A 23,157-nucleotide genomic window follows, 5' to 3' on the forward strand; every position below is an offset into this window, starting at 1 on the left:
ACCGGCGCGGACGGACAGAAGGACTATACCCATGGCTCAACAACTGCTTATGCCCAAAGCGACGGCCGTATGGCTTGTTGACAACACTGCTCTGTCGTTCGAACAGATCGCCACGTTCTGCAAGCTGCACCCGCTTGAAGTCAAGGCAATCGCCGACGGTGAATCCGCCCAGGGCATCAAGGGCCTCGACCCAATCGCCACCGGCCAGCTATCGCGCGACGAGATCGCCCGCGCCGAAGGCAATCCGAACCACAAGCTGAAGATTTCCGAGCCAAAGGTTCGCGTTCCCGACAACAAGCGCAAGGGCCCGCGCTATACCCCGGTTTCCAAGCGCCAGGACCGCCCCAACGCCATCTTGTGGCTGGTGCGCAATCATGCCGAACTGAAGGATGCTCAGATCTCGCGTCTCGTCGGCACCACCAAGTCAACGATCGAGCAGATCCGCGAGCGCACCCACTGGAATTCGACCAACCTGACGGCGATGGACCCGGTCACGCTGGGTCTCTGCACCCAGATCGATCTCGACCTCGAAGTCGAACGCGCCAACAAGGGCCGCCCGCTCCCAACCGCAGCCGAACTCGGCGCCACGCTGGAAGCCTCGAAGGAAACGGAAAAGCTGCCGTTCTCCTACGATCGCGAAGAGGAAAAAGAGATCGACGCCGACGCCGTCTTCTCCAAGCTCAAGGCCCTCAAGTCCGATCGCAAGGACGAGGACGAAGACGAAGCCTTCTGATTGGCAGCGCACCGTTCTTGACTGCAAACCGAGAAATTGGATATTCGCCGGGAGCCTAACCACACACTCCGGTCATCCTCGCCCTTGAGGCGAGGATCCAGCGCTCCGATGTCATTTTGGTCAAACGTCTTTGAGCCCCAGACTTGGGGCCGGCTTGTTTATGAGAAGCGCGGAGATGACCGGACATCAGGGTCGGTTTTTTTGCCCGTTCAGTATCCGTTTTTTGGATCCTCGCCTCAAGGGCGAGGATGACGGTGAGTGAGGGGTGCAGCTAAAAATCTATAAAATTCCAAGCTTTATAATCCGGGTCGTCCGATCCCGAATTTTACATATTGATACCGCAGAAACTTTCCCAGACTCCGGCTAAGAAATCCTGGTACTACACGCCAATACCGCGTGCATTCAGGGCTGCAGTGATTTCCTCCAGGACTGCCGGATCATCGATCGTCGCTGGCATTTTCCAAACCTCGCGGTCAGCGATCTTCTGCATGGTGCCGCGCAGGATCTTGCCGGAGCGCGTCTTCGGTAGCCGCTTGACGCAGATGGCCGTCTTGAATGCGGCGACGGGACCGATGCGGTCGCGCACCAGTCCCACAACCTCTCTCTCGATATCGGCTGTTTCACGGGAAACATTGGCATTGATGACCAGGAAGCCAGCGGGGACCTGACCCTTGATCGGATCGGCAATGCCGATAACGGCGCATTCGGCGACGTCGGCATGGCCAGCGCAGATTTCCTCCATCGCGCCAGTGGATAGGCGATGGCCGGCGACATTGATGATATCGTCAGTGCGCGACATGATGAAGATATAGCCGTCCTCGTCGATATAGCCGGCGTCAGCGGTGCGATAAAAGCCTGGGAACTCGGCAAGGCAGGTGTCGCGAAAACGCTGGTCGGCCTTCCAGAATGTCGGCAGGCAGCCTGGCGGCATTGGCAGCTTGATGACAACTTTGCCAAGCGTTCCGGCCGGTACCGGATGGCCGGCATCATCGAGAACCTGAACATCATATCCGGGCAGGGGGACAGCCGCCGAACCGTATTTGACCGGGAGAAGACCAAGCCCAAGCGGGTTTCCGGCAACCGGCCAGCCGGTTTCCGTCTGCCACCAATTATCGATGACAGGAACGCCAAGTTTTTCTTCGGCCCAGATGACGGTATCGGGATCGGCACGCTCGCCGGCAAGAAACAGCGCTTTGAAATTTTGCAGATCATGACGGTGGATAAGATCGCCCTGCGAATCCTCCTTGCGGATGGCACGAAATGCCGTTGGGGCGGTAAACAGCGTGGTGACGCCGTGCTCCTCGATCACCCGCCAATAGGCGCCGGCATCCGGCGTGCCGACCGGCTTCCCCTCGTAAAGAACGGCCGTGCTGCCGTTCAGCAGCGGGCCATAGACGATGTAGCAATGCCCAACCACCCAGCCAATATCGGAGGCGGCCCAAAAGACTTCGCCCGGCTTGATGCCGAAGAAATGCTGCATCGACCAGACAAGCGCAACCATATGGCCACCATTGTCGCGCACCACGCCCTTCGGCTGGCCGGTGGTTCCCGACGTGTAGAGAATGTAGAGCGGATCAGTCGCCAAGACCGGGGTACAGGGGATGTCGACGCCCCGCTCTTTTGCGGCAGCAACAGCCGTGGCGAAATCGAGATCCCGGACAGCCGACAGATCGGCCTTCAACGCCTGCCGCTGGAAAACAAGGCAGTGAGCCGGCTTATGCGAACTGATCTCGATGGCAGCGTCGAGTAAGGGTTTATAGGCGATGATTTTTCCGCCTTCGATACCGCAACTGGTCGACACGACCAGCTTGGCTTCGCTATCGGTGATGCGGGTTGCCAGTTCGCTTGCTGCAAAGCCTCCGAACACAACGGAGTGAACGGCGCCGATGCGGGCAGCAGCCAACATCGCGAACACGGCCTGCGGAATCATCGGCATATAGATGATGATCCGGTCGCCCTTTGCGACGCCGAGATCCTGATAGACCGACGACAGCGCGACGACCTCGTCCAAGATGGCGCGGTATGTCCAATGCTCGATCGTGCCGGTGACAGGGCTGTCATAAATCAGGGCAGTCTGATCACCGAGCCCTCGGGCTATCTGGCGATCCAGGCAATTGAAACAGGTATTGGTTTCGCCGCCTGGAAACCAGCGCCCGTAAACGCCCTGGGCGGGATCAAAAACCTGATCGAATGGCCGGAACCAGTCAATCTCCCGGGCCGCTTCAGCCCAGAAAGCGTCCGGGTCCTGTTTCCACGCAGCATAAACGCCGGAATAGCTGCTCGCCATTGCCGTCTCCTCCACTCCATACCGGGCGAACCCAGCCTCCAGGGAGGACAATAGGAGATTGAAGGCGCGCGGAGAAGCCAGACGAAAGGGTTAGAGTTTCCGGGGACCTGAAAAGATCAGCGCGTTCCAAAAATTGCCGAGCCAACACGCACGCTGGTGGCGCCAAACTGCACGGCAGTCTCGAAATCACCAGACATGCCCATGGAGAGCTTATCCAGGCCGCAACGTTCGGCAAGCTTGGCAAGCAGCGCAAAATGCGGACCGGGATTTTCATCTGCCGGCGGAATGCACATCAATCCCTCCACGGGAATACCAATCGTTTCCTGGCACAGCGTGACGAAGGCCACGGTCTCATCCGGCGCGATACCCGCCTTTTGCGGCTCAAGCCCCGTATTGACCTGAACGTAGAGGCGAACCAACTTGTCCTGGCGGGCAATTTCAGCCGCAACCGCGCGCGCAATTTTCTCGCGGTCGATCGTCTCGATCACGTCGAACAGCGCCACAGCATCGGCCGCCTTGTTGGATTGCAGCGGCCCGATCAGATGAAGCTCGATGCCAGCCGTTTCCGCCTGCAATGCCGGCCATTTGCCCTGCGCTTCCTGCACACGGTTCTCGCCGAAGATCCGCTGTCCCGCCGCAATGACAGGACGGATGGCATCGGCTTCAAAGGTCTTGGAAACGGCAACGAGAGAGGCGGTGCCAACCGGGCGGTGGCTGGCCTCTTCTGCGTCGCGAATCCGGGCCAGGACATCGTTCAACCGTTCTTCCACGCTCATTGCCTACATCTCCATCACGTTCAGGCTTGCAGGGCGCAATAGTCAAACTGAACCGGACTGCCAAGCCGTAATCGAGCAACGCCGGTCAAATGCTCAAAGTTTCGCCCCAAAGCCTTCCAAACTTGACGCTACGCTTGTTTCATGGTGAAGGTCACGCCAAATATCCAGGGGACCGATTTCCCCTCGCCCAATTTCCGGAACATCAATCACATGGCTACTGAACGTTACAATCCGCGCGATTCCGAACCCCGCTGGCAGCGGGAATGGGACCAGAAGAAAGTCTTCCTCACAGACAATGACGATCCGCGCGAAAAATATTACGTGCTCGAGATGTTCCCCTATCCGTCCGGCCGGATCCATATGGGCCATGTCCGCAACTATGCCATGGGCGACGTCGTGGCGCGTTACAAGCGCGCCCGCGGCTATAATGTCCTGCATCCGATGGGCTGGGACGCGTTCGGCATGCCAGCCGAAAACGCCGCCATGGAACGTGGCGTGCATCCGGCCGCCTGGACCTACCAGAACATCGCCTCGATGAAGGCGCAGCTGAAGGTGATGGGCCTGTCGCTGGATTGGTCGCGCGAATTTGCCACTTGCGATGTCGAATATTACCAGCATCAGCAGCACCTGTTCTTGGATTTCCTGGAAAAAGGCCTGGTCTACCGCAAACAGTCGAAGGTCAATTGGGACCCGGTCGATAACACGGTTCTTGCCAATGAACAGGTGATCGACGGACGCGGCTGGCGCTCCGGCGCGCTGGTCGAACAGCGCGAACTGACGCAGTGGTTCTTCCGCATTACAGACTTCAACCAGGATCTGCTCGATTCGCTCGACACGCTGGATCAATGGCCTGAAAAGGTCCGCCTGATGCAGAAGAACTGGATCGGCCGCTCCGAAGGCCTGACGATCCGCTGGGAAATCGTTCCGGGTACTGGCGCTGCCGACGCGACCGAGGTCGCTGTCTACACGACCCGCCCAGACACGCTGTTTGGCGCCTCGTTCCTGGCGATCGCCGCCGATCATCCGCTCGCCCGCCAGGCGGCTGCGGGTAACCCAGAGATCGAAACCTTCTGCGAGGAAACCCGCCGGGCCGGCACATCGCTGGCGGCGCTGGAAACGGCTGAGAAAAAGGGCATTGATACGGGTATCCGCGTCAAGCATCCGTTGGACCTGAGCTGGGAGCTGCCTGTTTACGTCGCCAATTTCGTGCTGATGGATTATGGCACCGGTGCGATCTTCGGCTGCCCCTCCGGCGACCAGCGCGACCTCGATTTCGCCCGCAAATACGGCCTCCCGGCCATTGCCGTGGTGATGCCGAAGGATGGTGATGCTGCGAGCTTTACCATTGGTGACGAAGCCTATACCGGCGACGGCGTGATGATCAATTCGCGCTATCTTGACGGCCTGACGATCGAAGAAGCCTTTGAGAAGGTTGCGACAACGCTGGAGCAGGCCTCGATTGGCAATGCCCCGCAAGCCGAGCGCAAGGTCAATTTCCGTCTGCGCGACTGGGGTATTTCCCGCCAGCGCTATTGGGGCTGCCCGATCCCGGTTATCCATTGCGATGACTGTGGCGTCATTCCAGTTCCCAAAGCTGATCTGCCCGTCAAGCTGCCTGATGACGTCACCTTCGACAAGCCGGGCAATCCGCTCGACCGCCACCCGACCTGGCGTCACGTCTCCTGCCCGCAATGCGGCAAGGATGCCCGCCGCGAAACCGATACGATGGATACGTTCGTCGATTCGTCCTGGTACTTCGCACGGTTTACGGCACCTTGGGAAAACAAGCCGACCAATCCGGCGGCAGTCGATCACTGGCTGCCTGTCGATCAATATATTGGCGGTATCGAACACGCGATCCTGCATCTGCTGTATTCGCGCTTCTTTACCCGCGCCATGAAGGCCACCGGCCATGCCGGACTGGACGAGCCTTTCAAGGGCCTGTTCACGCAGGGCATGGTCGTGCACGAAACCTATAGCCGCAGCGACGGCGCCCAGCGCGAATGGGTGACGCCGGCCGAAATCATCATCGTCGAGAACGACGGCAAGCGGCAGGCGAGCCTGATCGAAACCGGCGAACCCATCACCATCGGCTCGATCGAGAAAATGTCGAAGTCGAAGAAGAATGTTGTCGATCCCGACGATATTATCGCGTCCTATGGCGCTGATACCGCTCGCTTCTTCGTTCTCTCCGACTCTCCGCCCGATCGTGATGTGATCTGGTCGGAAGCCGGCGTCGAAGGCGCGCATCGGTTCGTCCAGCGCCTGTGGCGGCTGATCTCGGAAGCGTCCGATGCGCTGAAGGCGGTTGAGGCAAAGCCCGCCTCAGGCGGCTCGGCCCTTGCGATCTCGCAAGCCACACACAAGACGCTGAAGGCTGTTCAGGCTGATTACGACAAGCTCGCCTTCAACAAGGCCGTGGCGCGGCTCTATGAGCTCGTAAACACGCTTGCCAACCCGCTGACGCAGGTTGCAGCCGGAACCGCCGACGCGGCCACGACCGCAGCCGTCAAGGATGCAGTATCGATCCTGATCAGCGTTGTTGCGCCGATGATGCCGCATTTGGCCGAGCAGTGCTGGCAGGAAATTGGCGGAGCAGGCCTGGTCGCGCAGACAGCGTGGCCGGTCTACTCGGAAGCGCTGGTCGCCGAGAACGAGGTGACCATGCCCGTTCAAATCAACGGCAAGAAGCGCGCCGATTTGACAATTGCGCGCGATGCGGATCAGACTGCAATCGAGAGCGCCGTTCTGGCGCTGGAGCCGGTCAAGACTGCCTTGAACGGACAAAGCCCGAAAAAGATCATCGTCGTGCCGCAGAGGATCGTGAATGTCGTTGTCTGAAAAAGCTCAAAGATACGCGCAGCTTCTGGCTTTCGGCACGCTTGCGGTCCTCGCCGGTTGCCAGGTCAAGCCGCTTTATTCGGACGGCCCATCGGGCAAGCCCGCCAAGGCGCTGGCATCGATCGAGATTTCCGAAGCTGGCGACCGCGTTGAGCAGGAGGTGCGCAATGCGCTGATCTTCCTGACATCAGGGGGAGCAGGTGAGCCGAAGAACGCCCAATACAAGCTGGCTTTGAGCGTCACAAGCAGCATCAAGGGCGTTCTCTATGACCAGAACACCACTGACGACAACACCGACACTGCCGGTGCAGGCCGCGTCGTGGTTTCGGCCGATTATAACCTGACGCGGGCGGATACGGGCGAAACCGTTCGCTCCGGCAACCGCACCTCCGTTGCACTGGTCGATTTTCCGGAGCAGGAATTTGCCAAGGTTCGCGCCAGCCGCGATGGCGAAAAGCGGGCGGCCAAGGAACTGGCAGAGATCATCCGTGCCGATCTTGCAGCAGCGCTCGGCCGCTGAGCGGTTTGCGGCATAAGGTGGCGGTATGACCGAGATCAAATCGCACGAATTCGAGCAGTTCCTGCAGCGTCCGCTGCGGGATAATCGCATCTACTTGATCTACGGTCCTGACCGCGGACTGGTGTCCGAACGCGCCACCCAGATTGCCGGCAAGACCGGAGTTGCGCTTGACGATCCGTTTTCTTTGATCCGGCTCGATGGCACCGATCTCCAGCAGAGCCCGGGACGTCTGCTCGACGAAGTCAACACGATCGGTCTCTTCGGCGGCGAGAAGCTCGTCTGGATACGGGCTGCGGGCACCGAGAAAACCTTGATAGAGGGGCTCAGCCTCCTATCGCAGCAGCCACCGGATGCCAGCTATGTGATCATCGAAGCCGGTGATCTCAAGAAGGGAACCGGCATTCGTAAGATCGGTGAAAATAGCCGGTCGGTCGTCTCGATCGCCTGCTATAGCGACGATGCCCGGGCAGTAAATGCGCTGATCGACCAGGAACTCGGACTGGAAGGCCTGCGTATTTCCCCCGCTGCACGCGAACGGCTGAACGAGGCGCTGGGCGGCGATAGGATCGCCTCGCGCAACGAAATCCGCAAGCTGGCGCTCTATTGCCGAGGCATGGGCTCGATTGAGGAAAACCACGTTCTCGACATTGTCGGCGACGCCAGCGCGGTGTCCGTCGATGACGCAATCGATGCGGTCCTCAAAGGCGACGCCGACGAGTTGCAGCATGCTATCCGAAAGATCGTGGCGTCGAAGACCGCTATCTTCCTGGTGCTACAGGCCTGCCTGAAACAATTTCAGCTGCTGGATTTGATGCGGTCCGAGATGGACGACAAGCGGCAGCAACCCACACAGGTCGTCGCCACACTCGGACGGCATCTGCATTTTCGCCGCAAGCCCCTGATTGAAGGCGCCTTGAAGACCTGGACACTTCCAGCCATCCGGCGGGAACTTGCGCGCTTGCAAGCGGCAATTCTTCAAAGTCGCACACGGCAAAGCCTTGAAGACAGCATCGCCATGCAGACATTGCTGGCGATCACCTTGCAATCAGCGCGTAGATAAACCTATCTTCTTGATATTATTTTACTTTTATTTTGTTTCGTAACCGAATTGGTTTTAACGGCGCTCAAGCAGCCGGCAGATTTCTTCGAGCTGATCGAGCGTCTTGTACGAAATTCGCAGCTGTCCGCCAGATGCCTTGTGATTGACGGTGACATCAAGTCCAAGGCTGTCGGACAGCGTCCGCTCCAGCGCCAGCGTATCCGCATCCTTTTCCTCTTTGGGGGAGGGCTTGCCGTAGTTCGGATCATTCTGGGCGCGAATATCGTTCTGAGCCAGCCGTTCGGTGTCACGCACCGAAAGGCCCTTGGCGATGATCGATCGCGCTAACAAAACCGGATCAGAGGTGGGAATCAAAGCGCGAGCATGGCCAGCGGACAGGGTGCCGGAAGAAAGCATATCCCGCACTGGCTCCGGTAGCTTCAAAAGCCTAAGACTATTGGCAACATGGCTGCGGCTTTTGCCAATGATTTCGCCAAGATCATTTTGGGTATAGCCGTGTTCCGCAATCAGCTGATCGTAACCCAAAGCTTCTTCCAGCGGGTTGAGGTCTGACCGCTGAACGTTTTCCACGATTGCGATTTCGAGAGCTGTACGATCGTCGACATCGCGAACAATAACCGGGATATCGGTAAATCCAGCCAGTTGCGCGGCACGCCAGCGGCGCTCACCAGCGATGATTTCATATCGTTCATCGGCGATCGTGCGAACGACGACGGGCTGGACAATGCCGTGCTGGCGGATCGAACTCGCCAGGTCCTGCAACTCCGCCTCGTCAAACGTCCGCCGCGGATTGCGCGGATTACGGGCGACAAATTCGATCGGAATACGCCGGTCCGCATTAACGGGCGCAACAGGGCTACTGGCCTGCAGGGGCTGGTCCATTTCGCCGATCAGAGCAGCCAGACCGCGTCCAAGTCTCCGTCTCGAATTGTCGTCATTCATCGCTGTACTCACACTTATCGTTACGATGTCGAATCGATTGCTTAGGCGGCCTTCCGTAGCCGCTCGCGCTGTATCACTTCGGATGCCAGCTGCAGATAGGCTTGGCTGCCGGCGCATTTCAAATCATACAGGATGGCGGGCTTACCATAGGATGGTGCTTCTGAAACGCGAACATTACGCGGGATAAGCGTATGGTAGACCTTTTCGCCCAGATGGGTCCGCACGTCATTGACGACCTGTTGCGCCAAATTGTTGCGCGAGTCGAACATGGTCAGAACGATGCCCTGGATATCCAGGGTTGGGTTGACCGAGCGCCGGACTTGATCGACAGTTTCGAGCAACTGGCTTAAGCCTTCAAGAGCAAAGAACTCGCACTGTAACGGGACGAGAACCGAGTGCGCAGCAGCCATGGCGTTCATTGTCAAAAGATTGAACGACGGCGGGCAATCTACGAGAACATAGGAATAAGCAAGCGCTTCGGGTGAAGCAAGTGCCTTCCGCAGTCGAAACACGCGATCACTGGCCGCCGAAATTTCCATCTCGACACCCAGCAGATCCATGGTCGACGGCACGATCGAAAGATTTGGAACAACGGTGTCCTGAACGATATCAGCGATATTGTGCGAACCGATCATCAACTCATAGGAGGAGAGCTTGCGATCCCGGCGCTGAATGCCGAGGCCGGTGCTCGCATTGCCCTGCGGATCCAGATCAACGATAAGGACTTTCTCGCCGATCGCGGCCAATGCGGTTGCCAGGTTGATGGCTGTCGTGGTTTTCCCCACTCCGCCCTTCTGGTTGGCAATCGTGATGATCCTATTTTTCTCGCCTATCATACCGCATTCTGCCACTATTGAATTTTCCGCGAAAGATTTGCGATTTCGAGAACCACAGAGTCCGGCTCGACGACGCTTGCATGTTTTACCAGATCAAACTGAAAGCGGCTAACGGCTTTGTCAACTTCTTGCTGATAATCCCGGCCTTTATGGAAAAATGCCTTTGCTTGAGTGTCTCCAGTCATCCAAGGAGCGCAATAAACGAGGAGCTGGCTCAAATCAGCGAGCGCTCTTGCGGAAATGGCATCGCATTGCGGAATGACGGTTACCGCGTCTTCGATTCGAATTGGATGCACGGAACCCCTCGCACCGGTCTCAGCCAACGCAACGCGGAGAAATGCCGCTTTCTTGCTGTTGCTTTCGACCAGATGGACCCATCCATCATTCAGTTCCGCTAAGAAAATTGCAGTGATAATGCCAGGAAAGCCACCACCACTGCCAAGATCGACCCAACGTTTGGAGCCTGGTGCCAGTTGAAAAATTTGGGCACTATCGGCAATATGGCGCTGCCACAGATTCCCGAGGGTGGAGGGCGCAACGAGGTTTATCGATTTCGCCCATTTCAAAAAAAGACTGGCGAAATGTTCGAGCCGCTCCGACGTTTCACGTGAAACACGCAATCCGTTTAGCTCACGGGGTGGACTCGCAATCATTGAATCGCCTGCTTGATATGCTCTGTCTGGCTGTGGTTGCCCTTACGCATATGCGCTAGGATCAGCGATATCGCAGACGGGGTGATGCCATCTATCTTCATGGCTTGCGCCAGATTGCGCGGTTTAGCCAAGTGTAGTTTGTGCTTTAACTCATTCGAAAGCCCGGACAAGACGTGAAACTCAAAATCCTCAGGGATCACACGGCTTTCTTCGCTCCGGACGTTGGCAATATCGGAAGCCTGACGATCCATATAGACAGCATAGGTCGCATCTATCTCGAGTGCCTCGGCAAGCTTTTTATCGATCTCGTTCAGTTCCGGCCAAACGGCGCTCAGAGACTGTATCGAGTGATCAGCGTAGGATAGCAGCTCGAAGGCAGACCGTCGTTGACCATCCAAATTTAGCTTCAGACCATGCGTTCGGCCTTCCGTCGGCGTGATTGTTTGAGACTTTAACAACTGACGCTTTCTCTCGAGTTCATCAACCCAAGAATTGAACTTTGTGGCGCGTTCAGCGGAAACGCACCCAAGCACCATTGCCTCTGGCGTCAACCTAACATCTGCATTATCCGCCCGCAACGACAGCCGGTACTCGGCTCGAGACGTAAACATCCGGTATGGTTCTGCCACGCCGCGCGACGTCAAATCGTCGATCATCACACCCATATAGGAATTTGTTCGGCTGAAGACATGCGGTGTGTTACCGGCGCAGAGGAGGGCGGCATTCAAGCCAGCCACTAAGCCTTGAGCGCCCGCTTCCTCATAGCCGGTCGTGCCATTAATTTGACCCGCGAGAAACAGGCCGGGGATTTTGCGCACTTCCAGGGAGAGCGAAAGTTCGCGCGGATCGACATGGTCATACTCGATTGCGTATCCAGGCTGAAGGATGGTTACGTGTTCCAGCCCTGGGATCGTTTGAATGAAGGCCTGTTGAACGTCCTCCGGTAGGGAGGTCGAAATCCCATTGGGATACACCGTATCGTCGTCGAGACCTTCCGGCTCCAGAAAAATTTGATGACCGTCCCGTTCGCCAAACTTGACAATCTTGTCCTCGATCGACGGACAATAACGCGGCCCAACGCCTTCGATCTGGCCGGAATACATGGCCGACTTCATCAGATTATCTGAGATAATTTTATGTGTCGCGTCCGTTGTGCGCGTCAAGCCGCATTCGATTTGCCGGTTTGTGATGCTCTCGGTCATAAACGAAAATGGCACCGGCTCATCATCGGCACCCTGACGGCCCACGGATTGCCAATCGATCGTCTTACCGTCAAGACGGGCCGGCGTTCCTGTCTTCAGGCGGGCGAGGGACAAGCCAAACCGTTCGAGCGTGCCGGACAATCCAAGGGAAGGACTTTCCCCGACGCGTCCGGCTGGGATCTTGCGGTTTCCAATATGGATAAGACCTCTCAGAAAGGTCCCCGTCGTTAGAACTGCGGCACCACAGGATATGATGCGGCCGTAAGCAAGAATGATTCCAGTCACCCGACCGCGATCGAGCCGCAGATCAAAAGCGTCACCTTCGATCACATCCAGATTATCAATGGCGTCAATTTCAGACTGCATCGCCTGGCGATAAAGCTTGCGATCTGCCTGGGTGCGCGGGCCGCGTACGGCCGGCCCCTTTCGGCGGTTGAGCAAACGGAACTGGATGCCCGCAGCATCCGCAACGCGACCCATCAACCCGTCCATCGCGTCGATCTCGCGCACAAGATGGCCTTTTCCCAAACCGCCAATCGCAGGATTGCAGGACATAACGCCAATCGTATCGAGTTTGTGCGTCACCAGCGCAGTCTTGGCACCCATTCGCGCTGCAGCGCTTGCGGCCTCGCAACCGGCATGACCGCCGCCGATAACAACCACATCATAATCAAACATTTAAACCGTCTCCATCACGGTGTTACGGCGGCGAATCGTTTCACGTGAAACACTTTTTAAGACTCGCAAGCGTTGTAAAACCAGCATTTCATTTTCCGATGCAAAATTCGGAAAAGATGACACCAAGTAAATCCTCGACATCCACCCGACCCGTAATACGTCCCAGGGAATCGCCAGCTTGCCGCAAATATTCAGCCTGAATATCAAGTCCGCGATTTGATTGTGCCAAGCTCATATCGATAGCAGCGAGAGTTTGTTGAAGGCAACTCATATGCCGCTTGCGTGTCGGTAAAGACAGGGCATTTTGTCCGGACAAGTCTGGCAGATGATCCGCCAGTATATCCAATAGCCGGTCGATGCCCTCGTTTGTCTGCGTAGAAATCAGCACATCGACGGTGGCCTTATCCCATAAAAGCGGCGAACGATCAATCTTGGTGCCGACCCTAATAATGGGTTTCTCCGCCGCTTGGGATACTCCAAGGGAAACGAAGCCATTCGGTGCATCTGCCAGAAGAAGAACAATGTCGGCCTGATCGATGGTAAGACGGGCGCGGCGTATCCCCTCCTGTTCGACTTTGTCATCGGTTTCCCGAAGACCCGCCGTATCGAATAATTGAACACGGAATCCGGCTAAGGATAAATCAACCGAGAGAATGTCACGCGTCGTCCCTGCGATATCGGTAACGATGGCGATATCGCGTTGTGCCAAATGATTGAGCAGGCTGGACTTGCCTGCGTTGGGTTCGCCGGCAATGACGATCTTCAAGCCATCCCGGATAATCTCCGCAATACCCGCGCCATCGAGATGGTCTGAAATTTCCCCCTTTAACGCCCGCATATCCGCCCAAATTTTCTCTGCAACGGAGCCCGGGACGTCGTCTTCGTCAGCGAAATCCAGTTCTGCCTCGATCATGGCACGGGCATGGGTCAGCCTGCGCGCCCACCCATCGTAGATTTTGGAGAGATTCCCGCTGGAATGTTCCTGCGCCAGGCGCCGCTGCATCTCTGTTTCGGCGGAGATCAAATCTGCGAGACCCTCGATCTCGACAAGATCGAGTTTGCCATTTTGAAAAGCACGCCGCGAGAATTCTCCGGCTTCCGCATGCCGCAAACCTGGAATGACGTCCAGCTCAGCCAGAATGGCATCGACCACGGCGCGGCCACCGTGAACCTGAAGCTCAGCACAGTCTTCGCCAGTGAATGATGCAGGCGCATTGAAGTAAAGCACCAGTCCATGATCCAGAACGTCACCGTTTCGATTGCGAATCGATCGCAGCGTAGCCTGCCGTGGTAGGGTAAGAGAGCCACAAAGTTTCAACAAAACCTCTGACGTACGAGGGCCGCTGACACGAATGACGGCAACGCCGGCCGGCAAAGCGCCGGAAGACAACGCGTAAATTGTGTCAGAAATGTACTGCTGCGGCTGGTTCAACGTGGGTTCTTTATTGCTAGCACTAAATGGCGTTAGAATACGAAGACGGAATCCGGCTACATAATTTCTGCCAGAAAAACAAAAGCCCAGGATAAACCTGGGCTCCGCGATAAACTATGGCGATCGATCAGGTGTTCATCGAATCGAAAAAGTCGCCGTTGGTTTTGGTCTGCTTCAGCTTGTCGATCAGGAACTCGATAGCATCAGTCGTTCCCATCGGGGCGAGGATACGGCGCAGAACAAAGATTTTCTGCAGATCCTGACGCGGGACCAGGAGGTCTTCCTTACGCGTGCCGGACTTGAGGATATCCATCGACGGGAAGATACGCTTGTCGGCGACCTTGCGGTCCAGCACGATTTCGGAGTTGCCGGTGCCCTTGAACTCTTCGAAGATGACTTCGTCCATGCGGCTGCCGGTATCGATCAAGGCAGTCGCAATGATCGTCAGCGAACCACCCTCTTCGATGTTACGGGCGGCACCGAAGAAGCGCTTTGGGCGCTGCAGGGCGTTGGCGTCCACACCACCGGTCAGGACTTTGCCCGATGACGGAACGACGGTGTTATAGGCGCGGCCAAGGCGGGTGATCGAATCCAGCAGAATAACGACGTCGCGGCCATGTTCGACGAGGCGCTTGGCCTTTTCGATGACCATTTCGGCGACCTGCACGTGGCGCGTTGCCGGTTCGTCGAAAGTGGAGGAAACCACTTCGCCCTTCACCGAACGCTGCATGTCGGTGACTTCTTCCGGCCGCTCGTCGATCAAAAGCACGATCAGATAGCATTCTGGATGGTTGGCGGTGATCGAATGCGCAATGTTCTGCAGCAGCACGGTTTTACCGGTGCGCGGCGGTGCGACGATAAGGCCGCGTTGGCCTTTGCCAAGCGGGGCGATCAGATCAATGACACGGGCGGACAGGTCCTTGGAGGTCGGAACTTCGAGTTCCATCTTGAAACGCTCGTTCGGATAGAGCGGCGTCAGATTGTCGAAATGGACCTTGTGGCGGATCTTTTCGGGATCCTCGAAATTGATCGTGTTGACCTTGAGTAAAGCGAAATAACGTTCACCTTCCTTCGGACCACGGATCGGGCCTTCGACGGTATCGCCGGTTTTCAGCGAGAAGCGCCGGATCTGCGAGGGAGAAATATAGATGTCGTCCGGCCCCGGCAGGTAATTGGCATTGGCCGAGCGCAGGAAGCCAAAGCCGTCCTGCAGCACTTCGACAACGCCTTCGCCGATGATCTCGACGTCCTGGCTTGCCAGCATTTTCAGGATCGCAAACATCAGTTCCTGCTTGCGCATGACACTGGCGTTTTCGACCTCGACCGACTCGGCAAACGCCAGGAGATCGGTAGCAGTTTTGTTTTTAAGTTCTTGTAGCTTCATTTCAGCCATGAAGGGGACCACACTTGGAATTCGAAGAGGAAAGTCGGCGTGCTTGATGTAAGGAGAGCTGCAGCGGAAGGGGCAGGCTCGTAACGTTTACACATGCCACGAAAGAGGAGATGGCGGGAAAATAGCGATTCACGCGATGCGCCGCAAGGGGTTTACGGTAATTACCGGAAGTTTCCTTTTTCAACGTCCCCCTTAAACGTCCATGGCTCAAAAAGGTTTCACCACCGCCATGATGACGATGAGGATCATCAGAAGCGTCGGCGCTTCGTTCATCAGCCGCCAGTAACGGGCGCTCCTCGTGTTTTCATCGCGCGAAAACGCTCGGACCGCCCGGCTGAACAGCATGTGGACGCCGGTGAGGAGGACGACGAGCAGAAGTTTGACGTGCAGCCAGCCGCCCTGAAAACCATAGACGCTCCAGGCGAGATAAAGGCCGAGCACCCAGGTGATCATCATCGCCGGGTTCATGATCACCTTCAAAAGCCGCTGCTCCATCATCTTGAAAGTTTCCGACTGTTCGGAGCCGGGCGCTGCGTCGGTGTGATAGATGAACAATCGCGGCATGTAGAGCAGGGCCGCCATCCAGGACATGACCGCGATAAGATGCAGCGCCTTGATCCAGAGATAGAGATTATCAGGCTGCCAGACAAACAGGACGGCAAGCAGCGCCACGAACAGGGCGATCGCAACAAAGGCGCGGGCGCGGGCTTTTTTTCCCGGCCGGATATCTGTCTGGCGTTCGCTCATCGTTGAGTTCCGCGAACGCGAGCGACAAGCTGGGTCACATGATCGGGATTGGCCTGCGGCGTAATGCCATGGCCCAGATTGAAGATCAGCGGGCCGTTTCCAAGCTTCTGCAGGATTGCGTCGATCCCATCATCCAGCGACCGACCGCCTGCCACAACGCGCATCGGATCTAGATTGCCCTGGACAGGGCCGTCCTTCTGCAACTCGGCGGCAAACGAGAGGGGGACCGACCAGTCGAGACCGATGGCATCGGCACCGGTCGCTTGCCGGTAATCCTTCAGGAGAATTCCGGCGCCCTTGGCAAACGCGATGATTTTCGCGTCAGGCCGTCGGGCACGAACACTGTCGATCATCCGGCGCACGGGGTTGACCGCATAGCGGCGAAATTCTTCCTCACCCAAAACGCCCGCCCAGGAATCGAAGATCTGCACGGCATCAGCGCCGGCATCGATCTGTTCGACGAGATAATCCGCAGAGACCTCAGCAAGCACCGCCAGCAGCCGATCGAAAACTTCGGGGTGCTGGTAGGCAAAAAGCCGCGCCGGGGCCTGGTCAGGCGTTCCGTGCCCGGCAATCATGTAGGTAGCGACCGTCCAGGGTGCTCCGCAGAAACCGAGCAATGTCGTTTCCTCCGGCAATTCCTTTCGCAAGCGGCGAACCGTTTCGATCACCGGCTGCAAATGGGCCGATACAGGGCGGACGTCGAGCTTGGCGATCTCCGACGCATCGATTGGATCCATCCTTGGTCCATGCCCTTCTTCAAAACGAACGTTGCGCTTCAGGGCATCGGGAATGACCAGAATATCGGAAAACAGGATGGCTGCATCAAAGGCGTAACGCCGGATCGGCTGTAAGGTCACTTCCACTGCCATATCCGGCGAATAACAGAGATCGAGAAAGCTGCCGGCCTTGGTCCGGGTCTGGCGGTATTCGGGAAGATATCGACCTGCCTGCCGCATCAGCCAGATTGGGGGAGGTGAGAGCGTTTCACCCTTCAACACCTGTAGCACCTTACAGCTTTGCGCAGTCACCGGACACGTTCTCCCACTATAAAAGATATCTATATCTAAGGATTCTATTTCTTAGAGTCTGTGACTATCAAGGATTATAGCCAGTCCGACTCTTTTCCACATGCTGGCCCGTTCAATAGAATCTCCTGGCTGATTTTGCTATGCGACAGATAGGAGCGGGGACAATCGTAAAAAAGAATGAGGAGTCAGGCGCTTCGTTGATCGATAGAGTTCAATCAGGGATGTGGACTGCTTGTGGATAACGTCAAGGCTTCAGTGACGCATGAGTCTTTTCCACATGCGCCGCAAATCCGGCTCCCCGGAATCGCGATTGTGCATAACTCGCAGGTTTTCCCCTTGCCTTCGAACCCCGCCGGTCCTTAGCTGTCGCTGTCCCGGTTTATCAACAGCCCTCGGAGAATAGCGTGGAGAACCAGAAAAACTATTTCCACCTGCATCTGATCTCCGATTCGACCGGCGAGACGCTGATCGCGGCGGGCAGGGCGGCCGCATCGCAATTCCAGTCGGCGCATGCGCTCGAACATGTCTATCCGCTGATCCGCAATCGCAAGCAGCTGATGCAGGTGATGGCAGCCATCGATGGCGCGCCGGGAATCGTGCTCTATACGATCGTTGATCGCGAACTCGCCGATATCATCAATGTGACATGCAAGGAGATGGGGCTGCCCTGCGTCTCGGTGCTGGAGCCGATCATCGATCTCTTCCAGTCCTATCTCGGCGCAACATCGCGCCGGCGCTCCGGTGCGCAGCATGTGATGGACGCGGATTATTTTGCCCGCATCGACGCGCTGAATTTCACCATGGATCATGACGACGGGCAATTGCCGGCGGATTTTAACGATGCGGATGTGGTGCTCATCGGCATCAGCCGGACATCGAAAACCCCGACCAGCATCTATCTTGCCAACCGCGGCATCAAGACGGCCAATATCCCGATCGTGCCTGGCGTCGCGTTGCCCGACCGGCTGATGGAAGCGACCAAGCCGCTGGTGGTCGGTTTGATCGCAACCGCAGACCGGATTTCGCAGGTCCGGCAAAACCGCATTCTGGGCACCGCGAGCCATAGTTATCACGCGGAGGATTATGTCGATCGCGCCTCGATCACTGAGGAGCTGAAATATGCGCGCTCGATTTGCGCCCGCAACAACTGGCCGATGATCGATGTGACGCGCCGCTCGATCGAGGAAACCGCAGCCGCCATCGTTGCCCTTCGCCCCCGGCTGCGTTAGAGCGAATCCAATCAAACAGGATGGACGACAATGGCAGGTTCACTGGTCCTTGCTTCCGCAAGCCCGTTCCGGCGCACGCTTCTGGACAATGCCGGCATCGCGTTTCAGGCGCAGGCAGCCGACATTGACGAGCGGGCGATCGAGGGCGAGATCGAGCGGCAGGGCTCATCCCCGGAAGAGGTTGCGCTGGTTCTCGCCGAAGCCAAGGCCCGGAATGTCGGTCAGGCTTTTCCCGATGCCATTATCATCGGGTCGGACCAGACCATGTCCCTGGGCACGCGGGTCTATCACAAGCCGCGCGATATGAACGAAGCGCGCGATCATCTCCTGTCGCTCTCCGGCAAGGCGCACCAGTTAAACAGTGCTATCGTCCTGACGCAGGGCAATGACATTCTCTGGAAACATGTGTCTTCGGCGCGTCTGTCGGTGCGCGTGCTTAGTCCCGATTTCATCGACGCGCATCTTGCCCGCGTCGGAACGAAGGCCCTGTCCAGCGTCGGCGCCTATCAGCTGGAAGGCGAGGGCATCCAGCTTTTCGATGCGATAGACGGCGATTATTTCACAATCCTCGGGCTGCCCATGCTGCCGTTGCTCGAAAAACTGAGGGATCTGCGGGTGATCGATGCGTGATTCACGTGAAACATTTGTTAACCATGCCTTCGTCACCGGCTATCCGGTCAAGCATTCACGCTCGCCGCTGATCCACGGCTATTGGCTGAAACAGCTGGGTTTGCCGGGCAGCTACCGCGCCCATGCCATCCCACCGAAAGAGTTTGCTGATTTCATCGCCTCACTCAAAAACGGAACGTCCGGTTTCACGGGCGGCAATGTCACCATTCCCCACAAGGAGCTGGCCTTTACGCTGGCCGATCGTCCGGACGCGCTGAGCGCGGAACTTGGCGCGTCGAATACACTTTGGCTAGAAGACGGCCTGGTGCATGCGACCAACACCGACGGCCATGGCTTCACCGCCAACCTCGATGAACGGGCCTCAGGCTGGGACCAGTGTCGGACGGCGGTGATCCTCGGTGCCGGCGGCGCCAGCCGCGCGGTGATCCAGGCGGTTCGCGATCGTGGCGTCAACACCATCCATGTCGTCAATCGCACCGTTACCCGCGCCCAGGAACTGGCCGACCGGTTTGGCGCGGCTGTTCATGCACAGCCGATGGAGGCTTTGAGCGAGGTGATGAAAGATGCCGGCCTGTTCATCAACGCCACATCGCTCGGCATGGATGGCACGGCCGTCCCCGAAATCGACTTCACCAGCATGGCACCCAGGAGCATTGTCACGGATATCGTCTATGTGCCGTTGAAGACGCCGATCCTGGCGCAGGCGCAGACACAAGGGCGCGCGACGGTCGATGGTCTCGGAATGCTGCTGCACCAGGCGGCTCCCGGTTTTGAAAAGTGGTTCGGCAGGCGGCCGGTCGTGGATGAAGCCCTGCGCCAGATCATCATCGACGACATGGCGAGCCACGCATGATCATCCTCGGCCTCACCGGATCGATCGGAATGGGAAAATCCACCACCGCCCAGATGTTTGCGGAGATGGGTGTGCCGGTCAACGATGCCGATGCCGTCGTTCATGCGCTCTACCAGAATGAAGCTGTGGCGCCGATTGAAGCGGCATTTCCCGGAACGGCAGAGGCGGGCAGCATCGACCGGGCCGAACTGTCCCGCCAGCTTGCTAAGGATCCCGCGCTGTTCAAGGTGCTGGAAGCGATCGTTCACCCTCTGGTGCGCGACAAGGAGCGAATGTTTCTCGATCATCATCGCGCCGCTGGCGCACCGCTCGTGGTGCTCGACATTCCGCTTCTTTACGAGACGAAGGGCGAAGATCGCGTCGGTGCGGTCGCCGTCGTGACCTGCGATCCGCAGATCCAACGGGAACGGGTGCTGAAAAGACCGGGGATGACGGAGGAAAAATTCGCGCTCATCCTGTCGCGTCAGGTCCCTGACAGGGAAAAACGTGCGAAAGCAGACTATATCATCGATACCGGCCACGGACTTGATTCGGCCCGTGAACAGGTGGCGGCGATCGTTCAGCGGCTGAACAGCCAGAAGAGGCCATGATGCGCGAAATCATTTTCGATACGGAAACGACGGGTCTCGACAACAAGCTCGACCGCGTCATCGAAATCGGCGGCATCGAGCTCGACAACCACTTCCCGACGGGCCGGTCCTTCCATGTCTATATCAATCCCGGCGATCGCAAGGTACATCCCGACGCCCTGGCGATCCATGGCATTTCCGACGAATCGCTGAAGGACAAGCCGAACTTTGCCGGCATCGTCGATGAGTTGCTTTCCTTCTTCGGCGATGCGCGGTGGGTGGCGCACAATGCCACCTTCGACATGGGCTTCATGAATGCCGAATTTGCCCGGCTGGGCCTGCCGGCGATCACCAATGATGTGGTTACCGATACGCTGGCGCTCGCCCGCCGCAAGCATCCGATGGGCCCCAACTCGCTTGACGCACTCTGCCGCCGATATGGCGTCGATAATTCCCATCGGACAAAACACGGTGCGCTGCTCGACTCCGAACTCCTGGCGGAAGTCTATATCGAGCTGATCGGCGGCCGGCAGACGGCGTTTGGCCTGCACAGCAATGACAGTCGCGGCCAGACGAACGAAACCGACGAGGTCATCGTAATTGCCGGACAACGGCCGCATCCGCTCGCACCGCGTCTGACCGGCGAAGAAGCCAATGCGCATGCGGCTCTTATTGCCAAGATGGGCGAAAAAGCCATCTGGGCGAAATACGAATTGGCCAAATGAAAAATGCCCGGTCGATGACCGGGCATTTTAGGCAATCGGATCGCGGCGCGTGCCGGATCAGTTCGTGGTCGTCGAAACCTGCGAGCGCACTTTTTCTTCTGCCATGCGCTGCGTGAACATCTGGGCAAAATCGATTGGGTCGATCATCAGCGGCGGGAAGCCGCCGTTGCGCGTCGCGTCGGAAACGATCTGGCGGGCAAACGGGAAGAGCAGGCGCGGGCATTCGATGAAGAGCAGCGGCAGCATGTGTTCCTGCGGGAAACCGGTGACGCGGAAAACGCCGCCATAGGACAGTTCGACATTGAACAGCATCTTGTCGCCGTCCTTGGCTTCAGCGTTCAGCGTCAGGATGACGTCGAATTCCGCGTCCGACAACGGATTGGCATTGACGTTGACATTGATGTTGATCGCCGGAGCCTTTTCGCGCGCCTGAAGCGAACGCGGTGCACCCGGGTTTTCAAAGGAAAGGTCCTTGATGTACTGGGCCAGGATATTCACGGACGGGCTCTCGGTCGCGCCGTTTGTCGGGGATGCGGTATCGGTCATAAGGCCATTTCCTTCGGACATGAAATTTGGTGAGGCATCTAGCATTTCGCACCGGGGCTTACAACCCGTTGCCGGTTCAGGTGCTATCGTTCACTTGAGGCGGTCGCGCTCGTTCGGATCGGTGCGGCCGCGGCCATCGGTGCGGGAATAGTCATCATCGTCGAGATCGATCACCCGGGGGCCAGCGCGGCGGGGACCGTTCCGGTCGGGTTCCGGTGCGCGGGAGAAGCCGCGTCCGGTTCCCATGCCGGTTGTCACGATCGTCAGGCGGTTCTTGACGAAGGACCAGCCGAAATCCCGGACTGCGGGAATGAAGAGCAACAGCCCGGCGATGTCGCTGATGAAACCTGGAATGATCAGCAGGAAGGCGGCGATCACGATCATGACGCCATGCACAAGCTGGCGGCCGGGATCGGTGCCGGTCTGCGAAGCCTCCTGGATTTTTCTCAAAACACCAAAGCCTTGAATGCGCAGCAGGACCGCACCGGCAATAGCGCTACCCAGTATGAGGAGAAGCGTGATGCCGACACCGACCTCGCGGCCGACGATGATGAAGGTTGCGATCTCCGCGATCGGCATCAACAGGAAAACGAAGGGGATGATCAGGGAGCGCATTGTTATCTACTCAGGTGAAAGTGATCGAGCCGAACCGCACCGGCAATTGCAAAGAAGTGATATAGCCATTTGAATGATCGTGCCATGCAGACTATATGGGATGATCGCACGGCATATTAACAGCGGTTCTGGGTGGAAATGGGCTCTTTCGACTTCATCACATTGTTTTTCTTGGTCGCTGCGGTGATCATCTTCCTGCAACTGCGCAGCGTTCTGGGCAAGCGGACCGGCAACGAACGTCCGCCGGTCGATCCCTATTCGCCCCGCGAAGCGGCCGAAGGCCCCGAAGCATCCGGCAAAGTGGTGCAATTGCCCCGCCGCGATGGGGCAGGCGAGGAGATTTCGCGCTATGCCGGGATCGACGCCTTCACCAAGGCCGGCACGCCGCTCAACGACGCGCTGCGCCGGATGAATGACGCTGATCCGGCCTTTGATCCGAAGGAATTCGTCAATGGCGCCAAGATGGCCTATGAGATGATCGTCATGGCGTTTGCCGATGGCGACCGCAAGACGCTCAAGGGCCTGTTGTCCCGCGACGTCTATGATGGTTTCGATGCGGCGATTTCCGAACGCGAAAGCAAGGGCGAAATCGTCAAGTCCACCTTCGTCGGCATTGAAAAGGCCGACATGGTGCATGCCGAGATCAAGGACAGCGAAGCCAATATCACGCTGCGCATCGTCAGCCAGCTGATTTCGGCCACCTATGACAAGGCCGGTGCGATCGTCGATGGCGATGCCGAAGCGGTGTCCGAGGTCAACGATCTCTGGACCTTCTCGCGCGACACCCGCTCGCGCGATCCGAACTGGAAGCTGATCGCGACGGAATCCGAAAACTGATCGGAATATAGATACGGGACTG

Annotated in this window: 22 protein-coding genes; 10 read left to right on the forward strand and 12 right to left on the reverse strand. The window is 57.7% G+C overall.

From position 1 onward, the window contains the following. Positions 1-31 precede the first annotated feature (31 nt). Positions 32-733 (forward strand): DUF1013 domain-containing protein, encoded by a 702-nt coding sequence (locus tag ASD32_RS22550; RefSeq protein WP_060640280.1) that lies wholly within the window; start codon positions 32-34, stop codon positions 731-733. A gap of 379 nt (positions 734-1,112) precedes the next feature. Here the strand turns inward: ASD32_RS22550 and ASD32_RS22555 are convergent, their stop codons facing one another. Continuing rightward, on the reverse strand, positions 1,113-3,020 hold the full coding sequence (locus ASD32_RS22555) for a propionyl-CoA synthetase (RefSeq protein ID WP_060640281.1): 1,908 nt from the start codon (positions 3,018-3,020) through the stop codon (positions 1,113-1,115). Positions 3,021-3,136: 116 nt separating this feature from the next. After that, positions 3,137-3,796, reverse strand: a complete 660-nt coding sequence (locus ASD32_RS22560) for a YggS family pyridoxal phosphate-dependent enzyme (RefSeq protein ID WP_060640282.1) — start codon at positions 3,794-3,796, stop codon at positions 3,137-3,139. A gap of 210 nt (positions 3,797-4,006) precedes the next feature. On the opposite strand from ASD32_RS22560, the gene leuS reads away from it, so the two are divergent. Genes leuS through holA form a run of 3 tightly spaced genes read left to right on the forward strand, consistent with a single transcriptional unit; the run spans position 4,007 to position 8,217 of the window. Beyond that, the gene (leuS, locus tag ASD32_RS22565; RefSeq protein WP_060640358.1) at positions 4,007-6,637 is read left to right on the forward strand and encodes a leucine--tRNA ligase; all 2,631 of its coding nucleotides are present in this window, start codon (positions 4,007-4,009) and stop codon (positions 6,635-6,637) included. After that, a complete protein-coding gene (lptE, locus tag ASD32_RS22570) occupies positions 6,624-7,157 on the forward strand; it encodes an LPS assembly lipoprotein LptE (protein ID WP_060640283.1) in 534 nt (177 codons plus the stop codon). The genes leuS and lptE overlap by 14 nt, the downstream gene beginning before the upstream one ends. Before the next feature lie 25 nt (positions 7,158-7,182). Beyond that, entirely contained in the window at positions 7,183-8,217 is a 1,035-nt protein-coding gene (gene holA / locus ASD32_RS22575) for a DNA polymerase III subunit delta (protein ID WP_060640284.1), read from the forward strand. 54 nt (positions 8,218-8,271) lie between these two features. Here holA and ASD32_RS22580 read toward each other — a convergent pair whose 3' ends face one another. The 8 genes from ASD32_RS22580 to hemE form a co-directional block, all read right to left on the reverse strand. After that, on the reverse strand, positions 8,272-9,159 hold the full coding sequence (locus ASD32_RS22580) for a ParB/RepB/Spo0J family partition protein (RefSeq protein ID WP_060640285.1): 888 nt from the start codon (positions 9,157-9,159) through the stop codon (positions 8,272-8,274). Between the two features lie 41 nt (positions 9,160-9,200). Continuing rightward, entirely contained in the window at positions 9,201-9,995 is a 795-nt protein-coding gene (locus tag ASD32_RS22585) for a ParA family protein (protein WP_060640359.1), read from the reverse strand. 14 nt (positions 9,996-10,009) lie between these two features. Further along, entirely contained in the window at positions 10,010-10,648 is a 639-nt protein-coding gene (gene rsmG, locus ASD32_RS22590; RefSeq protein WP_060640286.1) for a 16S rRNA (guanine(527)-N(7))-methyltransferase RsmG, read from the reverse strand. Next, the gene (gene mnmG / locus ASD32_RS22595) at positions 10,645-12,528 is read right to left on the reverse strand and encodes a tRNA uridine-5-carboxymethylaminomethyl(34) synthesis enzyme MnmG (RefSeq protein ID WP_060640287.1); all 1,884 of its coding nucleotides are present in this window, start codon (positions 12,526-12,528) and stop codon (positions 10,645-10,647) included. Before mnmG ends, rsmG begins: the two co-directional genes overlap by 4 nt. An 88-nt stretch (positions 12,529-12,616) precedes the next feature. Continuing rightward, positions 12,617-13,960, reverse strand: a complete 1,344-nt coding sequence (mnmE, locus tag ASD32_RS22600) for a tRNA uridine-5-carboxymethylaminomethyl(34) synthesis GTPase MnmE (protein ID WP_156383298.1) — start codon at positions 13,958-13,960, stop codon at positions 12,617-12,619. Positions 13,961-14,087: 127 nt separating this feature from the next. Next, the gene (gene rho / locus ASD32_RS22605) at positions 14,088-15,353 is read right to left on the reverse strand and encodes a transcription termination factor Rho (RefSeq protein ID WP_099050890.1); all 1,266 of its coding nucleotides are present in this window, start codon (positions 15,351-15,353) and stop codon (positions 14,088-14,090) included. Positions 15,354-15,560: 207 nt separating this feature from the next. After that, entirely contained in the window at positions 15,561-16,100 is a 540-nt protein-coding gene (gene hemJ, locus ASD32_RS22610; protein ID WP_060640288.1) for a protoporphyrinogen oxidase HemJ, read from the reverse strand. Beyond that, positions 16,097-17,131, reverse strand: coding sequence for a uroporphyrinogen decarboxylase (gene hemE / locus ASD32_RS22615; protein WP_060640289.1), 1,035 nt, complete (start codon positions 17,129-17,131; stop codon positions 16,097-16,099). The genes hemJ and hemE overlap by 4 nt, the downstream gene beginning before the upstream one ends. A 404-nt stretch (positions 17,132-17,535) precedes the next feature. Between hemE and ASD32_RS22620 the strand changes: the two genes are divergently transcribed. Genes ASD32_RS22620 through dnaQ form a run of 5 tightly spaced genes read left to right on the forward strand, consistent with a single transcriptional unit; the run spans position 17,536 to position 21,137 of the window. After that, positions 17,536-18,360 (forward strand): pyruvate, water dikinase regulatory protein, encoded by an 825-nt coding sequence (locus tag ASD32_RS22620; RefSeq protein ID WP_060640290.1) that lies wholly within the window; start codon positions 17,536-17,538, stop codon positions 18,358-18,360. A gap of 30 nt (positions 18,361-18,390) precedes the next feature. Beyond that, positions 18,391-18,990 (forward strand): Maf-like protein, encoded by a 600-nt coding sequence (locus ASD32_RS22625; protein WP_060640291.1) that lies wholly within the window; start codon positions 18,391-18,393, stop codon positions 18,988-18,990. Beyond that, positions 18,983-19,843, forward strand: a complete 861-nt coding sequence (locus ASD32_RS22630; RefSeq protein ID WP_060640292.1) for a shikimate dehydrogenase — start codon at positions 18,983-18,985, stop codon at positions 19,841-19,843. The genes ASD32_RS22625 and ASD32_RS22630 overlap by 8 nt, the downstream gene beginning before the upstream one ends. After that, complete coding sequence (coaE, locus tag ASD32_RS22635; RefSeq protein WP_060640293.1) at positions 19,840-20,433, forward strand: dephospho-CoA kinase; 594 nt, start codon at positions 19,840-19,842, stop codon at positions 20,431-20,433. Before ASD32_RS22630 ends, coaE begins: the two co-directional genes overlap by 4 nt. Continuing rightward, positions 20,433-21,137, forward strand: a complete 705-nt coding sequence (gene dnaQ, locus ASD32_RS22640) for a DNA polymerase III subunit epsilon (protein WP_060640361.1) — start codon at positions 20,433-20,435, stop codon at positions 21,135-21,137. The genes coaE and dnaQ overlap by 1 nt, the downstream gene beginning before the upstream one ends. Positions 21,138-21,194: 57 nt before the next feature. Here the strand turns inward: dnaQ and secB are convergent, their stop codons facing one another. Both secB and ASD32_RS22650 read right to left on the reverse strand, forming a co-directional pair. Beyond that, on the reverse strand, positions 21,195-21,683 hold the full coding sequence (gene secB, locus ASD32_RS22645; protein WP_060640294.1) for a protein-export chaperone SecB: 489 nt from the start codon (positions 21,681-21,683) through the stop codon (positions 21,195-21,197). Between the two features lie 90 nt (positions 21,684-21,773). Next, a complete protein-coding gene (locus tag ASD32_RS22650) occupies positions 21,774-22,298 on the reverse strand; it encodes an FxsA family protein (protein ID WP_060640295.1) in 525 nt (174 codons plus the stop codon). 138 nt (positions 22,299-22,436) lie between these two features. Here ASD32_RS22650 and ASD32_RS22655 point away from each other — a divergent pair, with 138 nt between their 5' ends. After that, the gene (locus ASD32_RS22655) at positions 22,437-23,135 is read left to right on the forward strand and encodes a Tim44/TimA family putative adaptor protein (protein ID WP_060640296.1); all 699 of its coding nucleotides are present in this window, start codon (positions 22,437-22,439) and stop codon (positions 23,133-23,135) included. Positions 23,136-23,157: the final 22 nt, after the last annotated feature.

This window comes from Rhizobium sp. Root483D2, assembly GCF_001426685.1.
GTDB lineage: Bacteria > Pseudomonadota > Alphaproteobacteria > Rhizobiales > Rhizobiaceae > Pararhizobium > Pararhizobium qamdonense.

Bases quoted from the DNA above. Each gene is read 5' to 3' on its own strand.
- ASD32_RS22625 (WP_060640291.1), top strand. From the start codon at position 18,391: ATGGCAGGTTCACTGGTCCTTGCTTCCGCAAGCCCGTTCCGGCGCACG.
- ASD32_RS22560 (WP_060640282.1), bottom strand. From the start codon at position 3,796: ATGAGCGTGGAAGAACGGTTGAACGATGTCCTGGCCCGGATTCGCGAC.
- ASD32_RS22580 (WP_060640285.1), bottom strand. From the start codon at position 9,159: ATGAATGACGACAATTCGAGACGGAGACTTGGACGCGGTCTGGCTGCT.
- rho (WP_099050890.1), bottom strand. From the start codon at position 15,353: ATGGCTGAAATGAAGCTACAAGAACTTAAAAACAAAACTGCTACCGAT.
- rsmG (WP_060640286.1), bottom strand. From the start codon at position 10,648: ATGATTGCGAGTCCACCCCGTGAGCTAAACGGATTGCGTGTTTCACGT.
- lptE (WP_060640283.1), top strand. From the start codon at position 6,624: ATGTCGTTGTCTGAAAAAGCTCAAAGATACGCGCAGCTTCTGGCTTTC.
- ASD32_RS22630 (WP_060640292.1), top strand. From the start codon at position 18,983: ATGCGTGATTCACGTGAAACATTTGTTAACCATGCCTTCGTCACCGGC.
- hemJ (WP_060640288.1), bottom strand. From the start codon at position 16,100: ATGAGCGAACGCCAGACAGATATCCGGCCGGGAAAAAAAGCCCGCGCC.
- mnmG (WP_060640287.1), bottom strand. From the start codon at position 12,528: ATGTTTGATTATGATGTGGTTGTTATCGGCGGCGGTCATGCCGGTTGC.
- holA (WP_060640284.1), top strand. From the start codon at position 7,183: ATGACCGAGATCAAATCGCACGAATTCGAGCAGTTCCTGCAGCGTCCG.
- ASD32_RS22650 (WP_060640295.1), bottom strand. From the start codon at position 22,298: ATGCGCTCCCTGATCATCCCCTTCGTTTTCCTGTTGATGCCGATCGCG.
- ASD32_RS22550 (WP_060640280.1), top strand. From the start codon at position 32: ATGGCTCAACAACTGCTTATGCCCAAAGCGACGGCCGTATGGCTTGTT.
- leuS (WP_060640358.1), top strand. From the start codon at position 4,007: ATGGCTACTGAACGTTACAATCCGCGCGATTCCGAACCCCGCTGGCAG.
- coaE (WP_060640293.1), top strand. From the start codon at position 19,840: ATGATCATCCTCGGCCTCACCGGATCGATCGGAATGGGAAAATCCACC.
- ASD32_RS22585 (WP_060640359.1), bottom strand. From the start codon at position 9,995: ATGATAGGCGAGAAAAATAGGATCATCACGATTGCCAACCAGAAGGGC.
- ASD32_RS22555 (WP_060640281.1), bottom strand. From the start codon at position 3,020: ATGGCGAGCAGCTATTCCGGCGTTTATGCTGCGTGGAAACAGGACCCG.
- secB (WP_060640294.1), bottom strand. From the start codon at position 21,683: ATGACCGATACCGCATCCCCGACAAACGGCGCGACCGAGAGCCCGTCC.
- ASD32_RS22655 (WP_060640296.1), top strand. From the start codon at position 22,437: ATGGGCTCTTTCGACTTCATCACATTGTTTTTCTTGGTCGCTGCGGTG.
- dnaQ (WP_060640361.1), top strand. From the start codon at position 20,433: ATGCGCGAAATCATTTTCGATACGGAAACGACGGGTCTCGACAACAAG.